General features: G+C 36.2%; 10 protein-coding genes. 3 read left to right on the forward strand and 7 right to left on the reverse strand.

Annotated elements, in window-relative coordinates:
- From nrdE to nrdH, 3 genes are all read right to left on the reverse strand, one after another.
- On the reverse strand, positions 1-1,541 hold a 1,541-nt coding region (nrdE, locus tag ACFIL8_RS00715), incomplete at its 3' end, for a class 1b ribonucleoside-diphosphate reductase subunit alpha (protein ID WP_375688755.1).
- A gap of 50 nt (positions 1,542-1,591) precedes the next feature.
- A complete protein-coding gene (gene nrdI / locus ACFIL8_RS00720) occupies positions 1,592-1,990 on the reverse strand; it encodes a class Ib ribonucleoside-diphosphate reductase assembly flavoprotein NrdI (protein ID WP_375613294.1) in 399 nt (132 codons plus the stop codon).
- Positions 1,990-2,214 carry a glutaredoxin-like protein NrdH gene (gene nrdH, locus ACFIL8_RS00725; RefSeq protein WP_005774163.1) on the reverse strand — a complete coding sequence of 75 codons (225 nt, stop codon included), beginning with the start codon at positions 2,212-2,214 and terminating at the stop codon, positions 1,990-1,992. Before nrdH ends, nrdI begins: the two co-directional genes overlap by 1 nt.
- Positions 2,215-2,894: 680 nt before the next feature.
- On the opposite strand from nrdH, the gene ACFIL8_RS00730 reads away from it, so the two are divergent.
- Genes ACFIL8_RS00730 through ACFIL8_RS00740 form a run of 3 tightly spaced genes read left to right on the forward strand, consistent with a single transcriptional unit; the run spans position 2,895 to position 5,448 of the window.
- Positions 2,895-3,647, forward strand: coding sequence for an ABC transporter ATP-binding protein (locus ACFIL8_RS00730; protein WP_375613293.1), 753 nt, complete (start codon positions 2,895-2,897; stop codon positions 3,645-3,647).
- 3 nt (positions 3,648-3,650) lie between these two features.
- Positions 3,651-4,520: a metal ABC transporter permease gene (locus ACFIL8_RS00735; RefSeq protein WP_375613292.1), complete on the forward strand. Its 870-nt coding sequence runs from the start codon at positions 3,651-3,653 to the stop codon at positions 4,518-4,520.
- A gap of 10 nt (positions 4,521-4,530) precedes the next feature.
- Entirely contained in the window at positions 4,531-5,448 is a 918-nt protein-coding gene (locus ACFIL8_RS00740; protein WP_375613291.1) for a metal ABC transporter solute-binding protein, Zn/Mn family, read from the forward strand.
- 1,929 nt (positions 5,449-7,377) lie between these two features.
- Here ACFIL8_RS00740 and ACFIL8_RS00745 read toward each other — a convergent pair.
- The 4 genes from ACFIL8_RS00745 to ugpB all read right to left on the reverse strand — a co-directional run bounded on the left by ACFIL8_RS00745 (position 7,378) and on the right by ugpB (position 11,603).
- Positions 7,378-8,424 carry a sn-glycerol-3-phosphate import ATP-binding protein UgpC gene (locus ACFIL8_RS00745; RefSeq protein WP_375613290.1) on the reverse strand — a complete coding sequence of 349 codons (1,047 nt, stop codon included), beginning with the start codon at positions 8,422-8,424 and terminating at the stop codon, positions 7,378-7,380.
- A 2-nt stretch (positions 8,425-8,426) separates the two neighbouring features.
- Complete coding sequence (gene ugpE, locus ACFIL8_RS00750) at positions 8,427-9,278, reverse strand: sn-glycerol-3-phosphate ABC transporter permease UgpE (RefSeq protein ID WP_375633937.1); 852 nt, start codon at positions 9,276-9,278, stop codon at positions 8,427-8,429.
- Between the two features lie 10 nt (positions 9,279-9,288).
- Entirely contained in the window at positions 9,289-10,173 is an 885-nt protein-coding gene (gene ugpA / locus ACFIL8_RS00755; protein ID WP_375627662.1) for a sn-glycerol-3-phosphate ABC transporter permease UgpA, read from the reverse strand.
- 95 nt (positions 10,174-10,268) lie between these two features.
- Positions 10,269-11,603 (reverse strand): sn-glycerol-3-phosphate ABC transporter substrate-binding protein UgpB, encoded by a 1,335-nt coding sequence (ugpB, locus tag ACFIL8_RS00760; RefSeq protein ID WP_375618067.1) that lies wholly within the window; start codon positions 11,601-11,603, stop codon positions 10,269-10,271.
- Positions 11,604-11,953: the final 350 nt, after the last annotated feature.

The raw sequence follows: 11,953 nt of genomic DNA on the forward strand, positions 1-11,953 counted from the left end.
TCGAAAAAACGTCCATCTGCATAAGCTGATTTTTCAAACCCTGCAAACATTTCTTGACGTTCGTGCGCAATTAAATTGGAAGCCCGTATGGCGTGATATGTCACAATATAAAAATAGATATTGGTAAAATCAATCGCTTCTGGAGACCCATAATAGATCTGCTCACGCGCTAGAAACCCATGCAAATTCATTTGTCCCAAACCAATCGCATGACTTTCAGCATTGCCTTTCGCAATGGAAGGCACACAATCAATATTGCTCATATCCGAAACAGCAGTCAGAGCGCGAACAGCAGATTCCACGGTCTGTCCAAAATCAGGACTTTCCATTGCTTTGGCAATATTCATGGATCCAAGATTACAGGATATATCACTTCCAATCGTGCGATAAGTTAAATCTGTCTCCAGTTCACTCGCCTCACTCACCTGCAAAATTTCTGAACATAAATTGCTCATACTTATGCGCCCAGCTATCGGATTCGATCGATTAGCAGTATCCTCAAATAAAATATAGGGATAACCCGACTCAAATTGAATTTCCGCTAATGTCTGGAAAAAAACGCGTGCACTTATTTTCTTTTTACGAATCTTTGCATTATCAACAAAAGAACGATAATGCTCCGTTAAAGAAATATCGCTAAAGGGCTTACCTGTCACACGCTCGATGTCATACGATGAGAAGAGATACATATCCTCATTATTCCGTGCAAGCTCAAAAGTAATATCAGGAATAACGACACCAAGCGAAAGCGTTTTAATTCTAACTTTTTCATCAGCATTTTCACGCTTTGTATCCAAAAACTTCATAATATCTAAATGATGAGCATGCAAATAAACAGCTCCAGCCCCCTGTCGTGCCCCAAGCTGATTGGCGTAAGAAAAAGAATCTTCCAAGAGTTTCATCACCGGTAAAACACCTGAGGACTGATTTTCTATTTGCTTAATTGGCGCCCCTGCTTCCCGCAAATTCGTTAAACAAAGCGCCACACCTCCACCACGTTTTGAAAGCTGCAAAGCCGAATTAACCGAACGACCTATCGATTCCATATTATCTTCAACACGTAGCAAAAAACACGAAACCAATTCACCTCGTTGTTTTTTCCCAGCATTTAAAAATGTTGGTGTTGCCGGTTGAAAACGTCCTGTAATAATTTCATCCACAAAACTTTCAGCAAGAGCTTTATTCCCTTGTGCCAAATATAAAGCTACAAGACAAACGCGATCTTCATAACGTTCAAGATAACGTTTCCCATCAAAAGTCTTCAGTGTATAGCTGGTATAATACTTAAATGCGCCTAAAAAGGTAGGAAAACGAAATTTAAATGCATAAGCACGTTTAAAAAGCTTTTTAATAAAAGAAAAATCATAAAGCTCAAATAAAGCTTTTTCATAATAACCTTCCTCTATTAAGTAATCTACTTTTTCCTTCAGGTTATGAAAAAAAACTGTATTTTGATTAACATGCTGAAGAAAATATTGCCGCGCAGCAAGCCGATCCATATCAAATTGAATATGACCATTTTCATCATAAAGATTAAGCATTGCATTCAACGCATGATAATCAGTAATCTGATCCGATTTCTGCGATTGTCCTATACCAATTGTTTCCAAAATCTTTCCAATCCCTTTTTTACATAAATAACGTCTTCATCAGTTCCACGCAGCTCAAAACGATAAAGGCAAGGTACACAACATTTTTCAGCAATAATTTTACTTGCTAGATTATAATAGCGACCAAAATTACGATTCCCACCGCCAATAACACCACAAATTAATTTTCGGTTCTCAGCTTCATTAAGAAACTGGACAACGGCTTTCGGCACGGCCCCTCTTCCTTCACCATCTGCATATGTAGGAACAACCAATACATAAGGTTCACCAACCAATGCAGAAGGCTTTCTTTTATCAATTTTGAAGAGTCTTTGCCCAAGCTGCGAGACAAAATGTTCTGTATTACCCGTTGCACTCGAATAATAAACAATAAGCCCCATTAAGCACAAAGACCACTAATCATATCTGGTCTAAAACCAGACCAATGATTTTCACCACAAACAACGACAGGAACCTGACGATACCCCAGAGATTGAACAAAACTGTATGCTTGTTCATCACAGGAAATATCAACAACACGATAATGAATGCCTTTTGCATCAAAAGCGCGGCGTGTAGCATCACATTGGACACAAGATGGTTTGCTATAAATAGTGATCGACATTTTCTTCAACTTTCACAATTCCAAACAATCAACCCTGAAAGGTCAATCTAATAATTTTATAGGTACTCAAGAATAACAAAAAATAGAAATTGTACGCAAAACATGTGGTTATTTTCAAATAATACACAGCTTCCTGAACATAACAGAATTCCTCATCAAATAACTTCAAAAACTATGATGAGAATAAGCGATTATTCTACAACTTAAATGGCAAAGCCCCCTAGTTATAAAACAATCTTTTGCTTGCATTACAATTCCCTCCTGCTGTCTAAAAAACTAATGTTCTAAACTACCGTTTTTCAAGAGCTCTGTTTGCTCTTTTACGGCAAAAATCAATTACAAAAACGAAAGGAAATCCTTCCAAAAGAGACCCTTCAGTAAAAATACTGCTATACCTTTGGCCAATAAACTCTTTACAATAATGGAAATAACTTAGATACCAAACGAAACACACTAACACCCTCTCTTGTGCTTATTTAGAATCACCAATCATTTTGATACTATATATAGTATATACTCTCTCTCTTTCGTCAAGGTGAATTCAATTATTATTTTTAATTTTCCACGATCTTCCCACTAAAATTTTCAGTACTCAAAACTATGTAATAATATAACATTTTGTTGACAAACGTTATATTATTACATAGTTTCCAAAATAATAAGCAACGATGGTAAAAAATATGGATCTGCACTTCAATAAAACAACATTAGGCTATAGGAATAGAATAGCAATAAAGAACTTTTCAGCAAAGTTAAAAGCTGGTTCATTGGTTGCAATAACAGGTGATAATGGCGCTGGAAAATCGACACTGCTAAAAGCCATCGCCGGATTGATTAAACCTCTTAAAGGAAAAATTACAAAACCAAAAAAAAGCCGCATTGCTTATCTTGCTCAGCAATGTAATATAGATCAAACATTTCCAATTGATGTGAAAACGCTTGTAAAAACAGGACTGTGGTCTTTTTGTGGATTATGGAAGAATCAGCGCCCTTATGATTCTAAGATTCAAAATGCTCTTAAAATGGTTGGGCTTACAGAACTCGCACCCCGTTCGCTTGAAACATTATCAGGCGGGCAATTACAACGCGCTCTTTTTGCACGTATCATTGTACAAGATGCCAATATTATTTTACTTGATGAACCTTTCAATGGTGTAGATCATAATACCCAAAAAGACCTTCTTGCTCTGATCACATACTGGCAACAGCAAGGACGCACAATTCTCACCGCACTCCATAACCCTCTCATCGTGCAAGAATTTTTCCCCCAAATGATTCAAATTGATCAACAAAACGCCTTTTATGGAGAAACAACACAGTTTTTAAACAACACCCTTCATCACGTTATGCCACCTCTCACATCCAATTCTTTCCCTATTAGCGCACAAAAACAAAATCTTCTCATCAATGATCCTCTCTTTCTTAGGTTATAAGACGTGTATGCATTTTTTCTTGCCCCCTTTGTTGATTTCCAATTTATGCAAAACGCCCTTATCGGTTCTATTTTTCTGTCTATTAGCGCTTGTCCTGTTGGTGTGTTTTTGATGCTCCGAGGAATGAGCTTGACAGGAGATGCTATCTCTCATGCCATTCTTCCTGGTGTTGCAATTGCTTTTCTGATTTGTGGCTTTTCCCTCATATCTATGACACTTGGTGGTATCTTCGCTGGTCTTATTGTTGCTTTAGCAACCATTTTGATTTCACGAAACAGCTTTCAGAAAGAAGATGCATCCATGACCGTCTTTTATCTTATTGCACTCGCGGCAGGTGTTATTATTATCTCACTGAAAGACTCAACAATTGAGCTGCTTCATCTCTTATTCGGATCGGTTCTTGCACTTGATGCACAAGCCCTTTGGTTAATCACTACTATAATGCTGATTACACTCTGCAGCCTTTGTATTTTTTGGCGTGCACTCGTTTTAGAAAGCTTTGACCCCCTCTTTTTTAAATCACTCTCTCCATTGAGTAAATATATTCATATTTCATTGCTTGGACTTGTGGTGCTGAATCTGGTTGGAGGCTTTCAATCACTAGGAACATTACTTTCCGTTGGTATTATGATGATTCCAGCCATTACAGCCCGTTTTTGGTTTTCACGGCTAGGCCCTATTTGCGCGCTTTCCACTCTTTTTGGAATCATTTCTAGCGTATGTGGTCTCCTGCTTTCTTTTCATCTTTCACTTCCCTCCGGCCCTGCTATCATCATTGCCGCAGGATTTATTTATCTTGTTTCCTGTTTGATAAGTCCACGTGGCTTTATTGTAACATGGTTTCCCCACCTCTTTTATACCTCCTCACTTTAAGGAAAAAAATGTGCCTAAGTTTGCTCAAAAATTTGTTCTTCTTGGAGCTTTATTGCTTGCCCTTTCTCCATTTTCTGCTTCTGCACACAATAAAATCAAAGTTGTTGCGAGCTTTTCTATTCTTGCAGATCTCGTAAAAAATGTAGGAGACAACCATATCTCTATGACCACTTTTGTAGGTCCCAATGCGAATACTCACACTTATGAACCTACCCCCCATGATGCTCAGGCTCTTAGAAATGCTCAAATTATTTTCATCAACGGGCTTCATTTAGAAGGATTTATTGATCGCCTCATTACAGCAAGTGGTACAAAAGCACTTCTTGTCGAAGTTAGCGCTAACATTCCCTCCCTCAAAATGAAAAATCAAGAACATAATGCCCATCACCACCACAGCGTTATTGATCCACACGCTTGGCAAACAATTCCCAATGTCAAAATCTATGTGAAGAATATCGCTGCTGCTTTTTGTAAAATCGATCCACAATCCTGTACCAGCTACAAAAAAAATGCCGAAACCTACATCCAAAAACTTAAAATAGCACAAGATACCCTGAAAACAAAAATTGCTACCATTCCTAAAGATAAACGTATCATTATCACATCTCATGATGCCTTTGGCTATTTTGCCAAGGAATATGGTTTTACTATCCTTGCCCCTCAAAGTGCTTCAACAGAAACTGAAGCAACCGCAGCCGATGTTGCTAAACTTATAAAACAAATTAAAGCGAATAAAGCAACTGCCCTATTCGTTGAAAATATCTCTAATCCCCGTCTCATAAAACAGATTGCAAAAGAAACAGGTTTAACAATTGGTGGAACACTTTATTCTGATGCATTGTCAAACAAAAATGGCCCTGCAGCAACTTATCTCGATATGATGGAACATAATGTAAATACCATCATTGACGCTATCACAAAACATTAAGATCTTCTATAAAAGAGATAAAAAAGAGTTCATAAAATCGTAAGTCTATGATTATGTTACTAATGATACCCCAACAGCTATAATTGATAACATTGATATGAAATAAAGTTACTTTTACAGAGAAATTTATACTCTATAGATTCTAAGATAGATAAAGTAAGTGGATTTATTGCCTCATGGTGCCCAAACTGTCAGCAGTAAGCATTCTATTTTTCAATGCTTCTTTTACAATAACTCTCGACACTTGAAACGATTCATAAGAAGAATTTGGTGTCTCTTTCTTAAAGTATTTTTATCTATCCAACTTCTTTATAACATGCAAGTAGAATTAGTGTATGAATAAAAACCACTTGAAGAAAAAATGCCTCTTATGAAGAGTCTCAACACAATAATTGTTGCAATGTTGGAGACTGAAAGAGAGTATGATAATGGCCCCAGCTTGCATTTTTATAAGCATAAAGATGGCGATACACAATGGATTTTATGTTATACTACTTATAAACGACTGCGTGAAAAAATAGTTGGAACAACCTTGCAAGATATTTTTTAAAAAAAGTGCGTAAATTGGCAACCCAACAGCCTTCTGTTTAGGTATTCTGTTTTGTATGAGAGATGCAATTTTATTCAAAGAACGTAAAAAAATGTGTTCGGCAATGCTTAATCGCCATTATGTAAGAGACATTGGCTAGATGTTTTTGAAAATTGCAATGCTAAATTAAAAGATGATGCTAAAGATAAAATCTATTTTTTATTTGATGCTTTCATATTCTGCCTAAATTAAGCTGTCTCCTCATTTTAGAAATTACACAAGCAGATAAACTTATTCTACTCTGGCATACAAAAACTGAATACAACACCGAACCGTCTTCATATTTTTCTCAAACATACTGCTGTATAAAGTTTAGGTTGATTTATAAGCAACAAAAAGCACGCGCTTTATAAGAAAGTAATATCATAAAACCATTAATAGACTGGCAATATATTGAAAAAATATACCAGCTTTTATAAAATGCTTTGTAAAACAATAATATAATTGTCTTTGTCTCTGCTGATTCTTATAGATGTTCGCATCGATCCCTTATGTTATATTCATAAAGATCTGTTTGAGGATGATCTACAGGCAATTTTTAACTCAAGAATATAGAAAAGATCGATGAGATGTTACAGATGTGTTTCATCTGCTTTTATCGCTAAAAGTAATGAAAATTCTAAAACAAGCACGCCTTCTATCTCTCAGTGATTTTTTGCAACTTATCAGATACCCTTGCTGAGAATTGCATAGTGATTTACATGAGAAAAAATAAACTTGCAGCATGCGCGCATAGGTTTCTCTCTAATTTATGTGATTGGTAAAAAAAACAAATGCTTCTTATAGGAGCTCTGAAACTATTTTAGATCATATGGCCAGCGGTAAGATAGAATGCGCCTATTCTCGTAGAGATTATTTAGAACAGCGTCGTATTTTGTGCATCAAATAGACTTCTTATGTTAGGGATCAAAGCTCAGATATGGGGCGCATCCTTCCTTATCTGTAACTCATTTTTTCTCTCTATTTCTCTCATTTGCTTTTATAATACACATAAATTATTACATCAAGAAACATATTATAATATGTTGTTTTTTATAACAAAATTATAAATGAGTAAAAATATGGTTAATAAAGATTTATTCTATATTGATATTTTTTTATAATGAAAATGATGTTTGAAAATTATATTCTTCTTACAGACCGTGAAAATGCAAAATTTCTTCATATAAATGTTTTGACATTCTCAGCGCTATGGGACAATAGATCATTACCAAAACTGTTAAAATTTTGTTTTTAATCCCATCGGTTACAACCTGAGTTTGTAAATGTAATTGAGCAAGTCAAAACACACCATTATCATGACGCAGCATAAAAGAGAGTCGTATCACATCAATTAATGCTTACTTATTATTTGTGCGCTTTCCTGTGTTTTTATTAAAAGTATGAAAATTCTGATGAGCAACAGTGAAACTTAGTTTTTGACCATAGTCGTGTGTCAAGCGTTCTTTTATTTCAATCGTAAAGATGATACCATTCCAACGCGTTAAAACATGGCAACCTGTTCCAATAAGCTTGATAAGCTCAATTTTTGTGTGAAAGACAGGCCCTTTATCTGGATGTTCGCCCAATAAGATTATTTCAGGTCTGAATGCTAAAAGATCAGTTTCTTCACCATAAGAAAATGAATGCCCTAAATGTTGTTCTAAGACATAGCGATCAAGAAAATTCATAGGAGGAGAACCAATAAAATCAGCAACAAATGTTGTTGCTGGAGTATCGTAAATTTCCATTGGTGTTCCAATTTGCTCGATAGCTCCTTTATTCAAAACGACTATTCTATCAGCTAATGTCATAGCTTCTAGTTGATCATGGGTAACATAGAGGCTCGTTGTTCCTAATGAACGCTGTAGTGTTTTTATTTCAATACACATTTGCGCCCGTAATTTTGCATCAAGATTTGAAAGAGGTTCATCAAAGAGAAAAACACGGGGTTGACGTACAATCACACGCCCCATTGCAACACGCTGACGTTGTCCTCCTGATAATTGTCGTGGTTTACGATCAAGAAATGGTTCTATCTCCAAAAGCTTTGCAGCATGTGCGATACGTTTTTTAATTTCTTCTTTAGGAGTTTTACGATTTTTAAGACCATATTCTAAATTTCCACGAACTGTCATATGGGGATAAAGGGCATAATTTTGAAAAACCATAGCGATATCACGATCAGCTGGTTCACGATCATTGATACATTCGTTATCAATGCATAATTCACCTGAGGTAACTTGTTCAAGTCCTGCTATAATACGTAATAAGGTCGATTTTCCGCACCCTGAAGGACCGACAAGAACAAGAAGTTCTTTATCGGCAACAGTTAAGTTTAAATCATCAATGACCAGAATGCCGTTGTCATACTGTTTTTTTATATTTGATAACTGGATTATGGCCACAATTACTTCTCCGTTTCAATAAGGCCTTTGATAAAAAGCCGCTGCATGAAGATAACAACAAGAACAGGGGGAACCATGGCAACAACCGATACTGCCATGAGTATATTCCATTGAGGATCATGTTGAAGTGATTCGACAATAAGCTGTTTTAAAATAATAAGGATCGTTTGATGATTTTGATCCGTTGTGATGATAAGAGGCCAGAGATATTGTATCCATCCATAAATGAACATAATGATAAATAAAGCAGCAATATTGCTTTTACTAAGAGGAAGAAGAATATCCTTAAAAAATTTAACTGGACCTGCACCATCAACACGTGCCGCCTCTAAGAGTTCATCTGGAACAGTCAAAAAAAACTGGCGAAATAAAAATGTAGCGGTCGCAGATGCAATAAGTGGAATAATCATTCCACTATAGGTGTTGACCATCCCCAATTTTGCAACAATCTCATAGGTTGGAAGAATACGAACTTCGACAGGGAGCATCAATGTAACAAAAATAAGAACAAAAGCAGTTTTTCGGAAGGGAAAGCGCATGTAAATAATTGCATAAGCAGACAAAAGTGAAATAATAATTTTTCCAACGCTAATCCCAAGAGCCATAATGAATGAATTCATTAAGAGTGGCCAGAGGTTGGGCAAACCCAGCTGTGCAAGGCCATCCCCAAAGATTGTTTTATAATTTTCCAGAGCATATTTCCCAGGCAAAAGAGGAAGTGTTCCTGAGTTAAATGCTGCTGAACTATGAGTTGATGCAATGATAGCAACATAAACTGGAAAGCAAATAATGATAATACCAACAATGAGAGTAATATGGGTTAGAAATTTCAAAACAGGGCGATTTTCAACCATAATTTGTTTCCTAATATTGTACACGGCGCTCAATCCAGCGAAACTGGATAAACGTTAAGACAATAACCATCAACATCAATATTGTTGATTGTGCTGCTGATGCACCGATTATTTGATTTCTAAAGCCATCGTCATATACTTTATAGACGAGGATGCTCGTTGCACGCGCAGGACCTCCAGAAGTTGTATTATCAATAATACCAAAAGTATCAAACATAACATAATTGACATTGACAATAAGAAGGAAAAACGTCGTTGGTGAAATTTGCGGGAAAACCACTGTCCAAAATCGTTTAAAGGGACCAGCACCATCAATGGCGGCTGCTTCTATTTGAGAACGCGGAACAGACTGAAGACCTGTAAGAAAAAAGAGAAAATTGTAAGAAATTTGTTTCCAACTAGCCGCAATGACAATAAGAATCATTGCTTGAGTGCCATTAATACGATAATTCCATAGCACCCCTATTTTCTCGAGAAAAAAAGGGATAATTCCGATGGTGGGATGAAAGATAAACAGCCACAATATACCTGCCAATACTGGAGCAACAGCATAGGGCCAGAGCAAAAGCATTGTATAAGCCTTTTTTGCACGGATGACACGATCAACACAGACAGCTAAGAGAAGTGATATTGTCATTGAAGCGACAGTAACTGAGATGGAAAATACTGCGGTTGTAAAAAGCGATTGCCGATAAGTAGGATCAGAAAGAACGGTTAGATAATTCTCAAAACCAATAAAGGTTGTTGTAAAGCCAAAAGGGTCTTCACGCTCAAAAGATGATTTTATTGCTTGAGCAGCAGGCCAAAAGAAAAACAAAAAAGTCACAAGAAGCTGAGGAAAAAGCAGTCCGTAAGAAAGTAGACTATTTTTAAAATATGCATGTTTTTCTTGCATTCATAGGGCTCTTTAAATGTAGAGACTTTAAAAAAGTAAACAAAAAGGACTCAACCGTTTTTGTTGAGTCTTTAATGTTTAACAATAAAACGAAATTAATGATTAGATCTTTCAAATTCACGCAAGAGTTTATTTCCACGTTCAACGGTCTCATCTAAACCATCTTTCGGCGTTTTTGAACCACTAAGAACAGCTTCCAACTCTTGATCAAGAATGGCACGAATTTGTGGTAAATTACCAAATCTTATCCCTTTTGAGTTAACTGTTGGTGGATTAAGATTAATCTGTTTGATAGCTATATCCGCACCTGGCGTTTTTTCATAGAAATGTTGTTTTTTGCTCAATTCATAAGTCGCTTTTGTGGTTGGGAGATAACCTGTTTCCTGATGCCATTTTGCTTGATTTTCTGTTTTTGAAAGAAATTTAAGAAAAGCGGCTGCCCCTGCATATTCCTTTGGAGTATGGCCCTTAAACGCCCAAATAGAAGCTCCCCCAATAACTGAATTTTGTGGTGCTCCTTCTGTATCCTTATAGTACGGTAGCATACCAACCCCCACATTAAACTGAGCTTCAGAAACAATTCCAGCATGTGATCCTGAAGATTGCATAAAAATTGCACAATTTTGTGCCATAAACATTGGTGTTGAATCTAATGCACCTGCTGGACCACCATAACGGAAAATACCTTGATCAGACCACTTTTTCAGGTCAGTCCACATACGCACTTGTAAAGGTCCATTAAATGTAAGTTCTGAATCAAGTCCTTTAAAGCCATTTTCCTTCGTTCCAAAAGGAACATTATGCAACGCTGAAAAATTTTCTATACCAATCCATTGAGCGGCATAAGCCATTGTAAAACCACAAGTTGCCGCTTTAGTCTCAAGAATTTTCTTGGAAAAGTTTTCTATATCTTGCCACGTTCTAGGAGGCTGTTCTGGATCAAGCCCTGCTTTTTTAAAGATATCTTTGTTATAATAAAGGATGGGTGTTGAAATATTAAATGGCATAGAGACGATACGTCCCTGTTCATCGGAGTAATAACCACTAATAGCAGGGAAATAATCTGTAGGATCAAATTCTTGTTTTGTATCAGCCATAAGTTGATAAAATGGGTAGATTGCACCTTTTGCAGCCATCATAGTTCCAGTACCAACGTCATAAATTTGAGCAAGTACTGGCTGTTTCTTTCCACGAAATGCTGCAATGAGTGAAATCAATCCCTCTTCATATTCACCGCGAAATGAAGAAACAACTTTATACTCAGATTGACTTGCATTAAAATCGTTAATGAGACTTTCAGTTTGCTTTCCTAATTCACCACTCATAGAATGCCAAAAGCTGATTTTTGTCTGTGCAAAACTTTCTGTCATCCCCGCTGTGGACATTATGATAGCAACCGTGGCCGCTATGGAAAGATAAAAACGACTCATGCTTCACCCTTTCTGAAGTGATGGAATACAAACTACCCCTAAATTTATAGTATTACACATGAACATGCTATGACAGTTTTATTTCAGAAACATATTCTCTCATTTAAACAGGAACCACCTAAAGGTCAAATGAATTTGTTTAAATTTATTTATTTTCTTTTATAAGCTTTCTTATGTATTCACGAAATACGCGTTTGTAACTATCTGAAAAAAGTGAGATGGCTTAAATAAGAAAAGTCACTTGGTAAAAAGATATAGATCGTAAATATCATTTCAATGACTATTTTAATATCTGGATTTACTTTTTTAAAAAGAATTGTTTATTCTTTTATTATTTGTCTTATAACTTT

The sequence above is a fragment of the Bartonella sp. AP57NXGY genome (assembly GCF_042195805.1).
Classification (GTDB): domain Bacteria; phylum Pseudomonadota; class Alphaproteobacteria; order Rhizobiales; family Rhizobiaceae; genus Bartonella.